Source organism: Haloferax sp. Atlit-12N, from assembly GCF_003383095.1.
GTDB lineage: Archaea > Halobacteriota > Halobacteria > Halobacteriales > Haloferacaceae > Haloferax.
The window spans coordinates 249,944-264,919 of sequence record NZ_PSYW01000003.1; the positions used below are offsets into that span (position 1 = coordinate 249,944).

Sequence of the window (14,976 nt, forward strand, 5' to 3'; positions counted from 1 at the left end):
GGTGCGGCGACCCCGATAATAAAACTCCGGGCGAAAACGCGTCGAATCGGGGCTTACGCCTCGTCGGAGGCGGAGGCGGAGTCGGAGTCGACGTCAGCGTTGACGGCGACGTCGGTGCCGCGCTCCGCCGCGGCGTAAATCGCGTCCATCGCGCGCATGTCCACGAGGGCGTGGTCGCCGTCGGGTTCGAGGTCGGTCTCCGTCAGGAGGCGGGACGCGAAGTAGTCGAACTCCTCGGTCATCTGGTTCACCTGCTCGAAGTCGTAGTCGGCGGATTGAGTGCCCCACGACAGCCGGAAGCCGCGTTGCTGGCGGTTGTAGAACGCGGGCTCGATTTCGAGTTCCCCCTCGGTGCCGGTCACCCGGAGGTGGCTCGACTGGTAGGCAGACTGGCTGGCGGTGCAGACCGCGAGCGTGCCGTCGTCGAAGTCGACGCCGAAGCTGACGTGTTCGTCGCCGACGGCCTCGAACGCCTCGTCGTCGACGCGGGCGCGCGCCCTGACGCGAACGGGGTCGGCGTCGAGGACGAACCGGGCGGTGTTCAGCGGGTAGAGCCCGATGTCCATGACGGTCGCGCCGCCGGAGAGTTCGGGGTCGAGTCGCCACTGGTCGGGGTTGGGGACGACCTCGTCGAGCAGGCGCTGGGACATGTGGCCGTGGACGAACACCGGGTCGCCGATGACGCCTGCCTCGACGAGTTCGCGGGCGCGCCGGACGGCCGGCTCGGTCTGCATCCGATAGGCGACCATCAGGGGCACGTCCGCGCGGTCGCAGGCGGCGACGAGCTTCTCGGCCCGCTCGACCGACGCTTCGAGCGGTTTCTCGCAGAGGACCGCCTTCCCCAACTCGGCGGCGGTCTCGACGTACGGGAGATGTAGCCCGTTCGGCGTGACGACGTACACCGCGTCGTAGGCGTCGGCGGCGACGCCCTCGTGGAACTCGTCGTAGGTGAGTCCGTGCGTTATCGACTCGGCCAACTCCCTCGCGCCCTCGGCTTTCTCCTTCGAGCTACTGACGACGACCGTCGTCTCGCAGAACTCGGACTCCTCGACCGCGGGAATCGCCTCGTCGCGGGTCCACCAGCCGAGGCCGATCATGGCGAGCCTGACGGTGCCCGTCACGTCGTCGCCCTGCCAGTCGCGGCGCGTGAACTCGTTTGTGATGTCGGTGGGTGTAGAGGTCATACGGTGGTGACGCCGTTCGAGAGGGTGCCGATGCCCTCGACGGTGATGTCGACGCGGTCGCCTTCTTGGAGGTCGAACGGCTGTTCGGGGACGAGCGAAGTGCCCGTGAGGATGACCGCAAGTTCGGGAACCGTGTTGTGGCGCGTGAAGTACGAGACGAGCTCCTCACAGCTACGGACCATCTCGCTGGTGTTTGTGGCGTCGTCGTAGACGACCTCGCCGTCGCGTTCGATGGTCATGCTCATCTCTAACTCGTGGGGGTCGTCGATGTCTTCCGGCGTGACCACGCACGGGCCGAGCGAGCAACAACGGTCGTACACTTTCGCCTGTGGCAGATACAGCGGGTTTTCGCCCTCTATCGACCGACTGCTCACGTCGTTGCCAACAGTATACCCGACGATTTCGCCGCGCCGCAGGACGATACCGAGTTCCGGTTCGGGAACGTCCCACTCGGAATCGTCTCTGACGCCAATAGCATCGCCGGGTTCGACCGTTCGAGAGGGCGTGGCCTTGAAGAAGATTTCCGGTCGGTCGGCGTCGTAGACATCGTAGTACATGTCCGGCATGGAACTCTCTTCCTCGCGCGCCTGCTCGCTGATTTGGTAGGTGACGCCCGCCGCCCAGACTTCCTCGGCGTCGACCGGGACGGTCGCGTGCTCGTCGACGAACGCCTCGTCGACTACCTCGGCGGCTTCTGTGAGTTCGGCGGCGAGTCTATCGATTGGTATTCGGGCGATACCGGCCACGCGAGCCAAGTCCCCAAAGGTCCGGAGATCCTCGTCGGCGCTCGTGAGGTCGTACGTCGTGGAGTCGCGAGTTGCCGTGAGGCGGCGCTCTCCCGACACCTCTAGCTGGTGGTACTGCATTCAGTATGCTCATTGCCATCGATTGTTATAAAAGTACGTCCCGACCTGGACGCCAACTGGCGAGAACGGCGCGGAATCGCGGGACGAGAGCGAGTTCGAGAAGAGATAGTATCCGAGCGATAGGGAGCCGACCGCCGGCCGGCGGCCGTGACGTGACCACCGAGGGCTCGGAACCGTCGTGCTGGCATCCGACAGAGGCGTTCTTTATGTCAGAACACGTGCGCAGAGAGACGGAACGTTCGGCGTTCACGATTTCAGCCGTTTCGGACGTGTTCCCACGGGCCTGCTGGCCCCCCGAAGAGATACGTCTGCCAGAGACAGGAGAGATAGTTCCTCTTTGCGTGCGTATCGTTGACATTCATCTCATCTTCGGCCTGGGCTCGACCGAATCTGAAAGTTCTCTATTACAGAACGATAGGGTGTCGATATCGAACGGGAACGTGCGCAACTCAAGCGCTTGACGCTGGGTGGTCGCGGTCGGGATTACACAGGTACGCTTGTAATCTAGAAAGGCGGACGCCGGCGAAAGCGACCGGACTAGACGAGCGTCGAGGGGAGTCGTGACGCGAGACCGAGTGTGATTCCGCGCCTCAGCACCCGTTCTCCATTACAGAACGCCTATCTGGTCACCCTTCGGAACCGGCGGTGACCGCGCATCGAAGCCAGCACGGGTGTTCCAGAGAACCCTCTCGGCCGGCGATGGGATGACGACGCGCGAGGAAGATACGGAGGTGCGCGTCAGAAGGCGCTGTCCGCGAACCCGCCGTCGACGGTGATGACCTCACCCGTCACGAAGGAAGACGCGTCGCTCGCGAGGAAGACCGCCGCGCCGACGATTTCCTCTCGCTCCGCGACCCGACCGAGCGGCGTTCGCTCGTCGATTCGCTCGCGCTTTTCGGTCCCCTCGGCGTAGGTGTCGGCGTTCTGCGGGGTGATGACGAAGCCCGGCGCGATGGCGTTGACCCGTATCTCGGGTGCGAGTTCCTTCGCGGACGCGCGGGTGAACGCCTCGACACCGCCCTTCGCCGCCGAGTAGGCGGGGAGGTTCGCCATCGAGAGGCGCGCGGCCAGCGAGGAGATGTTGATAATCGACCCGCCGTCGGCGACAGCCGGGGCAAGTTCCTGCGTCACCCGGCGGACGCCCCCGAGCGCGATGTCGGTGACGTGGTCCCACGCGTCATCGTCGATATCACGGACCGTCTTGCGGGAAATCGCACCCTGCGAGGCGACGACCACGTCGATACCGCCGAACTCCTCGACTGCGCGCTCGCGGACGCGTTCGAGCGAGGCCGGGTCGGTCACGTCGCACGTCTCCCGAACCGCGTTCGCGCCCAACTCCTCGATGGCGTCGGCCGTCTCGTCGACCGCCGACTGGCGTCGGCTGGTTGCGAGTACGTCCGCACCCTCGCTCGCGAATCCGAGAGCGATTGCCTGTCCGATGCCACTTGTCCCGCCGACGACGACTACGCGCTTGTCGCTGACGGAGACTGGCGTGTGCTCGTATGCGACCATGGTTCCAGTCCGCACGGTGCCGACATGATAGTTGCGGAACGCGCGATGGGAGTGCCGCATGCAATACGTTTTTACGGACCCGTGCCACATGTGGTCTCATGCGAGGACTTGCCAAAGTGGAGCGTAGCTCCGGCGCTATGGAGTTCGTCGAGCGACAGAAACCGGAGCCGGGCACGGGAGAAGTGCTCGTAGAGGTCGACTACGCCGGCCTCTGCGGGAGTGACGCGGGCATCTACGAGTTCGAATCCGCCTTCGAGCGGATGGAGCTCCCGACCGTCATCGGCCACGAGTACGCCGGGCGCGTGGTCGAAGTCGGCGACGGCGTGACTGAGTTCGGCGTCGGCGACCGCGTGGTCGAGCGTCCGATTCGGGGCTGCGGCGAGTGTTATCAGTGTCGCATCGGCGAGGAGAACGTCTGCCAGGACGCGGTCATCACCGGCGTCGACCACGACGGCGCTTACGAGCGGTTCATCGCCGTCCCGGAGCGCGCCCTGCACCCGATTCCGGACGACGTGGAACAACGACACGCCGCGGTCGCGGAGCCGACGAGCATCGCCGCGCGCGCCGTCATCGAGAACTCTCGGGTCGGCGCGGGCGACCGCGTGCTGGTCGAAGGACCCGGACCCATCGGTCTGCTCACGGCCCAAGTCGCGGCCGCACAGGGCGGCACCGTCGTCGTCTCCGGCGTGGGACAGGACGCCGACTATCGGCTCCCACTCGCGGAGGAACTCGGCTTCGAGACCGTCAACGTCGCCGACGACGACACCGAGGCGCGCCGCGAGCGACACACCGGCGGCGTCGGCTACGACGTGGTGTTCGACACGACCGGCCACCCCTCGGGGCTCACGACGGCCGTCGACGAGGTCCGTAAGGGCGGTCAAATCGTCCTCGTCGGGCAGACCGGCGAGACCTCGATGCCCTACTCCCCACTCGTCCGGGCCGAAATCGACCTGCAATGTTCGTACGCCTCGATGTACGAGGACTTCGAGCGCTCCTTCCGCCTGATTCGCGACGGCGACGTGGACTGCGAGACGTTCGTCGACACCCGGTTTTCGCTGCTCGAAGCCGACGAGGCTTTCGAGACGTTCATCGAAGGCGGGACGTGCAAGCCAGTGTTCGACGTCTCTGAGTTGGCGTAAGGGAAGTTTCGGTCGATAGCAGTTCAAATCAGAGATAGAAATCCAAATACACTACAATATTATATTCGGTCGAAGACGGCAATTCACACATTAAGATACTCATATAGTACACATTTCTCGATTTTAACCATTCACAGTAAATGTCCAATACTCTTTTCTGATTTTCTTGGACAAATATATCATATTCGGGTTCTAAAATTTCATAACACACCATCTTTGAGAATATGAGTCCAATAATTTTAAAACTGCTCAAATATTTCCTCCGGTAGAATTTTCTATTCTATACAATACTAATGCGCCGGTTCGAACCTCAGACCCGAATCGGGACGCGGCGCTACCGGGAGGTCGCCAAAGAGACGAAGCGAGCGGAATCGAAGGAGGGCGTCAGTCGCTAGCCGAGTCACCGCTGGCCGGCGACGAGAACTCAGGGTCCCCGTATTGAGAGTCCGAGCGGTCGTCGGCGAGGTCGTCTGCGGCGGGGGTCTCCCCGTCCGGGAAGTAGCACGCGGCGCGGTGCTCGTCGCTTCGGACGGTATCGAGTCCGGGTTCGCTCTCCCGGCACTCGTCTTCGGCCTTCGGGCACCGCGGGGCGAAGACGCATCCCGACGGGAGGTCGACCGGGTCCGGTGGCTCGCCGTCGAGCAGAACGCGGTCGCGGTCGACCGTCGGGTCCTTCTCGGGGGCGGCCGCGAGGAGCGAGGTGGTGTACGGGTGTTTCGGCTCGGCCGCGATGGACTCGACGTCGCCCTCCTCGATGACCCGACCGAGGTACATAATCGCGAGTCGGTCCGACACCTGTACCAGACTGGCGAGGTCGTGAGAGATGTAGACGATACCGATGTCCTCTGTGTCCGCGAGTTCCCGAAGGAGATTCAGCAGGTTCACCTTCAGCGACACGTCGAGCATCGACGCCGGCTCGTCGCAGATGAGGAAGTCGGGGTCGAGGACGAGCGCCTTGGCCACCGCGACGCGCTGGCGTTGGCCCCCCGAGAGCTGGTGTGGGTACTGGTCGAGGAACTTCCGCGCAGGCGTGAGCCCGACTTTCTCCAGCGTCTCGATGATGGCCCGTTCGCGCTCCTCGGTCCGGTAGTCGTGGATAGTGAGCGGTTCGCCGACCAACTGCCGAACCGTCTGTCTCGGGTTGAGCGAGTCGAAGGGGTCCTGGAAGATTATCTGGACCTTCCGGCGGAACTCGCGCATGTTCCCGTCCGCGTAGTGCTCGTAGGGCTCGCCGTCGAAGACGAACTCGCCGCCGGTCGGCTGTTTCAGGAGCGCGATGGTCTCGCCGAGCGTCGACTTCCCACAGCCGGACTCCCCGGCGATGCCGAGGATTTCGGACCGCCGGACGCGCAGGGAAACGCCGTCGACGGCGCGGACGTAGTTCGGGTCGTTCCCCCTGAGTTGCTCCAAGAGCGGCTGACTCTGTTCGTAGTACTTCTCGAGGCCGTCGGTTTCGAGAAGCACCTCGCCGCGGTCCGATTCGTCGTGGCTGTCGGGGATGCCCCACGTCTCCGGGTCCGTGGCGTCACGCCGCATCTGGGCGGCTTTGGTGACGTGGTGGCATGCCGAGCGGTGATTCCGGTTCGGCAGGTCGACGAGGTCCGGATGGGACGCCTCGCATTCCTCGGTCGCGAACGGGCACCGGTCCTTGAAGACACAGGCGCTGGGTTCCTCGCTCAGGTTCGGCGGCGACCCCGGAATCGAGACGGGGTCCTGGTCGCCCTCCTCAATCTCGGGGAAGGAGTTCTTCAGCCCCATCGTGTAGGGGTTCGTGGGGTTCACGAGGACGTTGTCGACGCTTCCCTGCTCCATGGCTTTCCCGCCGTAGAGTATCGAAAGCTCGTCGCACGTCTCGGCGATGACGCCGATCTCGTGGGTGATGAGCAGCAGCGAGCTGTCCATCCGGTCCTGTATCTCCAGAATCTTGTCGATAATCTTGTCCTGGACGATGACGTCGAGCCCCGTGGTCGGCTCGTCGGCGATGATGAGGTCCGGTTCGAGCGCGAGCGCCATCGCGATGGTCACGCGCTGGCGCATCCCCCCGGAGAACTCGTGGGGGTAGTCGTCGATGCGGTCGGGGTCGAGCCCGACGATTTCGAACAGCTCTCGGACCCGCGCGCGGGCCTTGTCGTCGGTGACGTTCCGATGGGTCTGAATCGCCTGCCGAATCTGCGCGCCGGTGGACATCACCGGGTCGAGCGAGTCCATCGCGCTCTGTGGGATGTAGGCGATGTCCTCCCAGAGCACGTCGCGGCGCTCGCGTTCGCTGAGGCCGGTCAGGTCGCGGCCCTGGAATTCGATGCTCCCAGATTCGACGGAGCCGTTGCCCGGGAGGAGACCGAGAACCGCCTCGGCGAGCGTCGATTTCCCCGAGCCGGATTCGCCGGCGAGGCCGTAGTTGACGCCCTCGTCGATGCTGAACGACACGTCGTTGACGGCGTGGACGGTTCCGCTGTCGGTCGAGTAGGTGACCGTGAGGTCTGTGATGTCGAGGAGGCTCATTGTTCGGTCTGAATTTCCGGGTTGATGACTTCTTCGTAGGCGCGTCCGATGAGGAACACCGAGGTGGTGATGGCCGCGATGCCGAGTGCGGGCGGAAGCACCCACCACCAAGCGACGCGCATGTTGCCCGATTCGAACACCTGTCGGAGCATCCGGCCCCAACTCGTGACGGTCGGGTCGCCGAATCCGAGGAACGCCAGGCTGGCCTGCGCGGCGATGGCCCACGCGATACCGTAGGCCGTGTAGAGGAAGCCGATGGGGAGCACGTTCGGCGCGACGTGGTAGAGCATCGTCCGCAGGTCGCTCGCGCCGCTGGCGCGCGCCGACTTCACGAAGGTGCGCTCTCTGACGGAGAGGACCTCGGAGCGGACGACGCGCGCGGGCATCTTCCAGAGGAACGCGACGATGATGACCGTCATGAGCCAGACACTCGGCGTCACGAACGTCAGGAGCAACAGCGCCATCGGCGTGAACGGCAGGGAGAACGTGAGGTCCGTGAGACGCATGAGGACCTCGTCGACCCAGCCGCCGTAGTACCCGCTGACGAGCCCCACGAGAAAGCCGAGCGCGCCGGTTCCGATGCCGCCGAACAGGCCGACGATGAACGTCGGTTGCGCGCCGGCGAGGAACTGGCTCAGGACGTCTTTCCCGTAGGCGGTCGTCCCGAACGGGGCCGCGCCGGTCGGTTCGGACAGCCGCAGCATCGAACCGGCGTCGTCGCGGACGGTGTGCTCGATGGGGTCGTGCGGGGCGAGCGCGGGTCCGAGGAGGCCGAGGAAGACGAACACGGCGACGATGACGACGCCGGCGAACGCGAGGCGGTCGCGCCGCAGGAACGTGAACTGGTTGTGGAGCGTCTCTGCGACCCCCTCGACGCGCTTTTTCAGTTCGGCTTCGGGCTTCGTCTCGGTGCTCACGCGGCACCACCTCCGCTGGTCGAGACGGTCGGGTCGAAGTAGGCGTACAGCACGTCGGCGACGAGGTTCGCCACGATGACCGCGAGCGCCATGATGAACACGGCCGCCTGCACCAGCGGGTAGTCCTGTTGTTGGATGGCGAGCACGAGTTCGCGGCCGATACCGGGCCAGCCGAAGACGACTTCGAGCAGGATGAGTCCCTGGAATATCATCCCGAGACGCAGCGCGAAGTAGGTCAGAATCGGCAGCATGGAGTTCCGACCCGCCCGCGCGAGCTGCTGCATCTCCGAGAGCCCCTTCGCGCGGTGGAGCTTGAGGAACTCAGAGCCCCGCTTTTCGACGACGCCGTTGCGCGCCAACAGCAGGAAGTCGCCGCTGTAGTACAGCACCGACACGGTAAACGGCAGGATGTAGTGGTGCAGGAAGTCGAGCGAGGCGAACGTCTCGACGTAGCCCTCCGGCGAGGCGCTGATAGAGCGCATCCCGAAGGCGGGCACCAGTTCGAGGTTGTACGCGAAGATTATGACGAACAGGATGCCCGTGATGAACACCGGCGTCGACCGGAGGAACGTCGTGGCGATGATGCTGAGCTTCTCCAGTTTGCTCCCGCGGTTCCAACCGACGTACATCCCGAGCAGGGAACTCAGGACCGCCGTCGTCACTAACGCGGGGACGAGCAGGATGAGCGTGTTGACGAGCCGCGGGGCCAACACACCCCAGACGGGCTGACTCCGCAGGATGGAGTAGCCGAACTGGAACAGCAGGATGCTCTGGAGGTAGCTGAGGTACTGCCGCCACATCGGCTGGTCGAGGCCGTACATCGCCCGAATTTCGGTGATTTGCTGCTGGCTCAGGTTGCCCGCGGTGACGAGCGACTCGAACGGGCTCCCGGGAAGCAGCCGCAGGACGACGAAGATGACCGAGACGGCCACGAGGGTGAGCACGACGGAGATAGCGAGCCGCTTCGCGAGGAAGCGCTGGAACTCGCTCATGGTCGGGCCCCCCGACGGCGCGAATGGGTAGTGTTCGACATGCTCGTCACCTCACGAGAAGTCCGCCTGTCCGAGTTCGTCGCGGCGTTGGTGCATGTTTCCGGGCTGGATGCGCTCGACGAAGGCGGCCCACGCGTCCCCGTTGGGGAATCGGAGATTTCCGTCGTCGTCCCACGTGTAGCCGGCCTGTTCGAGGTTCGATTTCGCCCCGTCAATATCGAACTCGTAGTGCGTCGTGTCCGACGTGTGCCACGGCGTGAGGTCCGAGATCGGGTTCTCCCCGCTCGGGACGGTCGCGCGGTCCTGTAGCACGTCGGTGGCGAAGCCCTCGGTGTCGACCGACTTGGCGAGGGCGACGCGGAACTCCTTGTCGCGAACGAGCGGACAGGAGAACATCAGCTTCGTGTCGAGCGGCGCGAAGTTGCCCGAGGTCATCTTCTCGACGCCGGCGGTGCTCGCGGCGCGGTCGGCCTGCGAGTTCGAGAGCGTCGTGCCGATGGCGTCGATTTCGCCGCCCTGTAGCGAGCCAATCATCGAGTCGATGTTGCCGACGTTTATCCAGATGACGCGCTCGACACCCTCGCCGGTCGTGGCCTGGTCGCCGAGCACGTCGGCCCGCCAGTCGTCGTCGAACATCCAGTGGTCCTCGTTTTTCGACACCTCGAAGCGGGTTCCCTGCTCCCAGTTCTCGTACGTGAACGGCCCCGTGCCGACGGGCGACTCGGGGTTGTGCTGGGACGGGTTCTCCACGTCCTCCCACTTGTGCTTGGGGATGATGACGCTGCGAACGACGCGCTGAGTCATGAACGCCGCGTCGGGACCCTTCAGATTGAACCGAACCTCGTGGTCGCCGAGCACCTCGACCGACTCGACCGGCTCGTAGAACGGCGTCTGACTGGTCGAGGAGTGTTCCTTGTACAGCTCGACGGTGAACTTCACGTCCTCCGCGGTGAACGGTTCGCCGTCGTGCCACTCGACGCCCTCGCGAAGGGTGAGTTCGACGGTGGTGTCGTCGACGAACCCGCCGCCGGTCGCCAGCGCGGGGACGACTTCGAGGTCCGGCGTGGCGTCGAAGAGGCCGTCGTAGATGAACGTCAGTCGCTTCGCCTCCGCGCCGCCGGCGGCCCACGGGAGGTTCAGCGAGTTCATCGAGGTGGTCACGCCCTTGATGTAGGTCCGGTCGTCGGTCTGGGGTTGGAGGTTCACCTCCGACCAGACGAACGAGTCCTTCGTCGGGCCGTTGCCCGGCGTCTGGACGTAGCCGCTCCAGCGCTCCGTGTTGACCGCGGTGATGATATCGGGGAACAGCGTGATGAGCGCGCCCACGTCCTCGCTGAAGATGCGCTGCGCCTCGGCGACGAGCTCCTCGCGCTCGGTGCGGTCGGTCGCCCGACTCTGTTCCGTCAGCACCTCCTGCAGGTCGGGGTGGTAGTAGTTGTCGTAGTTCGAGAGGCTCGTCTCGGTCCGCCGCATCAAAAGCGGGTTCGGGTCCAGCCCGCGTTGCGGGTCCGGACCGTGGGTACTCATCGAGACGATTGCTTCGAGTCCCTTCGTGTCCCAGCTCTGGGCGTACAGTTGGTTCAGCGGTCGGTCGTTGAGTTGCGTCCCGACGCCGAGGGCGTCAAGCCCGCGCTGGACCATGAGCGCGTGTTCCCGCATCCACGGGTCGTCCTCGCTCGAGAATTCGAGCGGGACGGGGTCCAACACCGCGCCGGCGGTCGCGCTGTAGTCGAGCGGCGGTTCGTCGGCGTCGATGGTCTCCCACTCGCGCCAGTACTTCGTCTCGACCGTCTCCGGGGTCCCGGACGGAACGTCGGGGGTGAGACTCGACCCGCCGTCGCTCCCGCCGCTCCCGTTGCCGCCGCCACCGGTACACCCCGCGAGTCCGGTCACGCCGAGAGCGGTCGCCGTCGCCGCCACGTAGTCGCGTCGCGTGAGGCCAGTTCCACGTTCGACACCTGAACTATCACGATTTTTCTCCGACATTGCGACCGCTTGTTATGGAGTATCTTCCATGGTGCTGTTCCCGATACGCCCCGATATCTATCGCTCTTTATATACTGGTCCGGTGAAAAGCGGCAACATTCTCCAGCAAGGTGTGAGCTACTCCTGTCGCGGGCCGTAGATGAGTTCGAGCAGATTTCGCTCCGCGGTCCGGAGTCGTTCGCTCAGCGTGGACTGAGCGATACCCAGTTCCTCCGCGAGTTCGGTCTCAGAGGTCTCCCGCGGAATGTGGAAGTAGCCGTGGTTGAATGCCGTCTCCAGAACCGCGAGCTGGTCGTCGGTCAACTTGGAGATTAACACCTCCTTTAATCGGCCGCTGTCGAGCGGTTCACCGGGAGCTTCGTCCTGTGTCACGGAGCGGAGTTCGAACTCCCCGAGCGTCTCCTGAATCTCGTCGGCGAGTGCCCTGAAGTGGTCCCAGTCCTGGGCGGTGGCGACGACCTCGAAGACGCCGTCTTGGAGGACGATTCGGTTCGGAATCGTCTCCTGTCTGAGCACCAGTCCGAGGATGAACGGGTACGACTCGTTGGCGAGAATCGTCACTCGGCGTATCTGCACGTCGGTCGAGGCGGTCGGAATCTCCTCGTCGTAGAAGACGGTCACGCCCGAGATGTCGGCGAGGAGGGACTCCACGTCGAAGGGACCGTTGGAGGCGATGGTGAGCGACTCGATCCACGTCCCGTCCTCGACGTAAAACGCGTTGTCCAACTCGATGCTCCGGGCGTCTCGCAGACGGCGGTCTATCTTCGACATGACGCCGGTCGGAGCCGTCGTAAACTCAACACGTAAGATGCGAACTCACCCGTACCGGGCAGATACCGTTCACCTACAAATAGCCAGGTGGTTGCCGCAACGGGCGGCGATGCCGGGCCGAGTTCACGCGGACGGGGCGGTGGGCCGGCCGCCGAGTCAGGCGACGAGCGGCCAGTAGAAGAGCCACGAGAGGGTCACGACGACGAGCGACAGGCCCATCGTCACGAACCCGAACAGCGTCACGTCCCGATTCGTCAACGGGCCGCGGTCGAGCGAGACGAGCACGGCGGTCGTATTGAACGGGAGAATCGTGGTCGACCCCACAACGAGGAGGACCGCGAGTCCGAGATAGAGCCGCGTCACGCCGAACGTCTCCGCGAACCGCAGCACGATGGGAAGAATCACCACGATGGCGGCCGACCCGGTCGAAAAGAGCACGCGGACGGCGACTGCGAACCCGAGGAGCAGTCCGACGAGTTGCCAGTGGCTGAACGCCTCGAACGGGACGAACCGCGCGAGGAGGTCGACGACGAGCGCGATGGTTTGGGTCGCTTCCAAGGCGTCCAGAATCGACAGCGTCGCGCCGATGAGAAAGAGGATGCCCCAGCTGAGACCCTTGACGTCGTCGGCGTCGATAACGTCGACTCCCGGGAGCGCGAGGACGGTGACCGCGACGACCGCCGGGAGAATCTCGGGGAGGCCGACGAACGACCCAACGACCCACGCGAGGACAGTCCCGGCCATCACCACCGCGACGAATCCCTGCTCACGAGTCAACTCGCCGTCGGAGGACGCGTCCGCAATCCCCGGCTTGCCGGGGTCGACAGTCGAGTCGGCATTGACGGCGTTGAAGAGACCGGCGGCCGCGGCGGCGAGTACGTAGAGAACCACTGTCGGCGGAATCATCAAGACGGCCCACTCGACCCACGAGAGCGGTCGGACGCTCGTCGCGAGGATGCCCGAGGTGACGAGCGCCATCCCGCCGCCGGTCATGAGCGCCATCGACGCGATGGGGTTGATGTGACCCAAGAGGAGGAACGACGCGCGCTCGAACCCGCTTCCCGACGGGAGGTCGAACTCCTCTGTCACCTCCTCGACGATGGGGATGAACGCGACCGCACGGGCCATCGCGGACGGCATGAACAGCGCCAGTACGAGCACGTTCCGGGCGATAGAACGAAACGCCCCACGAGGGGTGCTGTCCGGGGACAGCAGTCGGTTCGCTAACTGGGTGTCCAACCCCACCGACCGGACCGCGTTGCCGAGGAGTAACAACACGAGGAGGAAGTACACGAGCGAGGAGGTGAAGCCACTCACCGCAGCCTCGAAGGAGTCCACGACGCCGAGGGCGTACAACAGGGAGACGCAGGCCAGACTCGAAATCGCGTACGGAACCGGCTTCGTCAACCAAAGTAGGAGCGCGACGACGAAAACCGAAAGCGCGTACTGCGACCGGACCGGAAGGACGGAGACGGGGTGGAGTCCGACGACCGCGAGGAGCAAGGCGGCGGCGACCGCGAGGGTCACCGTCTGCGACGAGAGTTCGGGGGCGCGCAGCCCTCGGTCGGGCAACCAATCTGTCACGAATTTACCTGCACACAACAGGCTCAAATAGCTACTGCCGACGACAATTCGGGCCGCCAGTTGAGGCAAGAACCGGCGCGAGTTGCCGTGTTTAAATTATTTAGATTAGTTGGATAATTTGAGTTGTCCAAAGAGCCGGGGTAACCATAATTATTTCAACTACGCCGAGAATCTCGCTATCACGGATATCCCCATCATGTCACGTGCAGTCAGCGTCTGTCTCCTCAAAGGCGGTATCGGCAAGTCGACGACCTCCATCAACCTCGCCCGCGAGCTCGCACACCGAGGAAGCGACGTACTGCTCGTGGACCTCGACCCGAACGGACACACCACGACGGGCCTCGGCTTCGGCGAGGAGTTCTACTCGGAAGCGCACCTCGGCGACGTGCTCCTCGACGACGCCGAGTTGGAGCCGCGAGAGCTCATCTTGGAGACCGAGTTCGAAATCGACCTCCTCCCCTCGAACGACCGCATCGAACAGGTCGAGTCCGACCTCGGCGGCGTGATGATGGGGTCGGCGCGGCTCAAACAGCGCGTCATCGACCCGCTTCTCGGCGACGACTACGACTACGTCGTCGTGGACTGCCCCGCGGCGCGCGGGAAGCTCAACGACAACGCGCTGTACGCCACGCAGAATCTCGTCTTGCCGATGCGACCCGAGTCGGGGGCGCTCTCGGGGCTCGAAAAGACGGTCAAGCGACTCATCACACCCGCACGGGAGCACTTCGACCTCGAAATTCTCGCGGTCGTACCGACCGACCTGCGAGACCGAATCGACCACGACCGCCCGACGAGACGGCTCGTGGAGGCGCTCGTCTCGAAGCCGAACATCGCGTCGAAGCTCCCGAACTTCGCGTACACCGACCCGGAAGTGTTCGAGGCCATCGACAACGGCGAGTGGGACGGCGACCTGCCGAAGCCGGGGATTCGGCACCGCTCGGCCATCGACGCGTCGATTCGAGAGCACATGCCGCTTCGGGACTACGACAGCACCTGCGACCAGTTGGCGTGCTACGACGAACTCGCACAAATCGTCGAAGAAGGCGAGGTGTCCCGATGAGCGAAGACCCCTTCGGCGACCTCGACGCCGCGATGGGGGGCGAGGAGTCCGCGTCGGACCCCGAACCTGAACCGGAGCCCGAGAGTGCCGACACCGACGCCGCGGCCGAATCGGAAGCGGAGCCAGAACCGGAGTCTCTCGAAGAAGTGGACCCCCGAGAGCGCCCCGCGTTCGAGTTCGACGAGACCGTCCACAAGGCGCTCTACGTGCTCGAATCGGTCGCCGACGAGTTCGACGACATCATCACCTACGACGTGGAGCGGGACCTGACCCGCGACCACGGGCTCAAGGGCGTCACGAAGAGCGAACTCCACAACGCCGCGCTCGACGTGGCCACCGAACACCCGGAAGAAATCGTCGAACGCGTCCTCGAACAGCGCGGTGTCGACGACGAAAATTCTGAATAATTCGGATAATCAACCTCAGTCAAATCTCTTAGAAACGGACAGAAGTCGAGTACATG

12 protein-coding genes are annotated in these 14,976 nt (G+C 64.3%); 3 read left to right on the forward strand and 9 right to left on the reverse strand.

Annotation, left to right across the window (positions count from 1 at the left end):
• Positions 1-53: 53 nt before the first annotated feature.
• The 3 genes from gfo6 to C5B90_RS15490 all read right to left on the reverse strand — a co-directional run bounded on the left by gfo6 (position 54) and on the right by C5B90_RS15490 (position 3,562).
• Positions 54-1,184, reverse strand: coding sequence for a D-xylose 1-dehydrogenase Gfo6 (gfo6, locus tag C5B90_RS15480; protein ID WP_115882871.1), 1,131 nt, complete (start codon positions 1,182-1,184; stop codon positions 54-56).
• The gene (locus C5B90_RS15485) at positions 1,181-2,050 is read right to left on the reverse strand and encodes a fumarylacetoacetate hydrolase family protein (protein ID WP_115882872.1); all 870 of its coding nucleotides are present in this window, start codon (positions 2,048-2,050) and stop codon (positions 1,181-1,183) included. Before C5B90_RS15485 ends, gfo6 begins: the two co-directional genes overlap by 4 nt.
• Before the next feature lie 738 nt (positions 2,051-2,788).
• Positions 2,789-3,562: an SDR family NAD(P)-dependent oxidoreductase gene (locus C5B90_RS15490; protein WP_115882873.1), complete on the reverse strand. Its 774-nt coding sequence runs from the start codon at positions 3,560-3,562 to the stop codon at positions 2,789-2,791.
• Between the two features lie 98 nt (positions 3,563-3,660).
• On the opposite strand from C5B90_RS15490, the gene C5B90_RS15495 reads away from it, so the two are divergent.
• Entirely contained in the window at positions 3,661-4,701 is a 1,041-nt protein-coding gene (locus C5B90_RS15495) for a zinc-binding dehydrogenase (RefSeq protein WP_115882874.1), read from the forward strand.
• A 384-nt stretch (positions 4,702-5,085) separates the two neighbouring features.
• Here the strand turns inward: C5B90_RS15495 and C5B90_RS15500 are convergent, their stop codons facing one another.
• The 6 genes from C5B90_RS15500 to C5B90_RS15525 all read right to left on the reverse strand — a co-directional run bounded on the left by C5B90_RS15500 (position 5,086) and on the right by C5B90_RS15525 (position 13,396).
• Positions 5,086-7,203 (reverse strand): ABC transporter ATP-binding protein, encoded by a 2,118-nt coding sequence (locus C5B90_RS15500; RefSeq protein WP_115882875.1) that lies wholly within the window; start codon positions 7,201-7,203, stop codon positions 5,086-5,088.
• Positions 7,200-8,120, reverse strand: coding sequence for an ABC transporter permease (locus C5B90_RS15505; protein ID WP_115882876.1), 921 nt, complete (start codon positions 8,118-8,120; stop codon positions 7,200-7,202). Before C5B90_RS15505 ends, C5B90_RS15500 begins: the two co-directional genes overlap by 4 nt.
• Positions 8,117-9,112 (reverse strand): ABC transporter permease, encoded by a 996-nt coding sequence (locus tag C5B90_RS15510; RefSeq protein WP_042661704.1) that lies wholly within the window; start codon positions 9,110-9,112, stop codon positions 8,117-8,119. Before C5B90_RS15510 ends, C5B90_RS15505 begins: the two co-directional genes overlap by 4 nt.
• A gap of 51 nt (positions 9,113-9,163) precedes the next feature.
• Positions 9,164-11,032 carry an ABC transporter substrate-binding protein gene (locus tag C5B90_RS15515; RefSeq protein WP_115882877.1) on the reverse strand — a complete coding sequence of 623 codons (1,869 nt, stop codon included), beginning with the start codon at positions 11,030-11,032 and terminating at the stop codon, positions 9,164-9,166.
• Positions 11,033-11,215: 183 nt separating this feature from the next.
• Complete coding sequence (locus C5B90_RS15520; RefSeq protein WP_115882878.1) at positions 11,216-11,869, reverse strand: helix-turn-helix domain-containing protein; 654 nt, start codon at positions 11,867-11,869, stop codon at positions 11,216-11,218.
• A 156-nt stretch (positions 11,870-12,025) separates the two neighbouring features.
• Complete coding sequence (locus C5B90_RS15525) at positions 12,026-13,396, reverse strand: SLC13 family permease (RefSeq protein WP_115883036.1); 1,371 nt, start codon at positions 13,394-13,396, stop codon at positions 12,026-12,028.
• Between the two features lie 253 nt (positions 13,397-13,649).
• Between C5B90_RS15525 and C5B90_RS15530 the strand changes: the two genes are divergently transcribed.
• Together C5B90_RS15530 and C5B90_RS15535 are read left to right on the forward strand one after the other, a co-directional pair.
• A complete protein-coding gene (locus C5B90_RS15530; protein WP_115882879.1) occupies positions 13,650-14,513 on the forward strand; it encodes a ParA family protein in 864 nt (287 codons plus the stop codon).
• Positions 14,510-14,920: a hypothetical protein gene (locus C5B90_RS15535; RefSeq protein WP_115882880.1), complete on the forward strand. Its 411-nt coding sequence runs from the start codon at positions 14,510-14,512 to the stop codon at positions 14,918-14,920. Before C5B90_RS15530 ends, C5B90_RS15535 begins: the two co-directional genes overlap by 4 nt.
• The last annotated feature ends 56 nt before the right edge of the window (positions 14,921-14,976 follow it).

What these genes read in the sequence shown, in the direction of transcription:
- gfo6 (WP_115882871.1), bottom strand. Translation starts at nt 1,184, where the DNA reads ATGACCTCTACACCCACCGACATCACAAACGAGTTCACGCGCCGCGAC.
- C5B90_RS15485 (WP_115882872.1), bottom strand. Translation starts at nt 2,050, where the DNA reads ATGCAGTACCACCAGCTAGAGGTGTCGGGAGAGCGCCGCCTCACGGCA.
- C5B90_RS15490 (WP_115882873.1), bottom strand. Translation starts at nt 3,562, where the DNA reads ATGGTCGCATACGAGCACACGCCAGTCTCCGTCAGCGACAAGCGCGTA.
- C5B90_RS15495 (WP_115882874.1), top strand. Translation starts at nt 3,661, where the DNA reads ATGCGAGGACTTGCCAAAGTGGAGCGTAGCTCCGGCGCTATGGAGTTC.
- C5B90_RS15500 (WP_115882875.1), bottom strand. Translation starts at nt 7,203, where the DNA reads ATGAGCCTCCTCGACATCACAGACCTCACGGTCACCTACTCGACCGAC.
- C5B90_RS15510 (WP_042661704.1), bottom strand. Translation starts at nt 9,112, where the DNA reads ATGAGCGAGTTCCAGCGCTTCCTCGCGAAGCGGCTCGCTATCTCCGTC.
- C5B90_RS15520 (WP_115882878.1), bottom strand. Translation starts at nt 11,869, where the DNA reads ATGTCGAAGATAGACCGCCGTCTGCGAGACGCCCGGAGCATCGAGTTG.
- C5B90_RS15530 (WP_115882879.1), top strand. Translation starts at nt 13,650, where the DNA reads ATGTCACGTGCAGTCAGCGTCTGTCTCCTCAAAGGCGGTATCGGCAAG.
- C5B90_RS15535 (WP_115882880.1), top strand. Translation starts at nt 14,510, where the DNA reads ATGAGCGAAGACCCCTTCGGCGACCTCGACGCCGCGATGGGGGGCGAG.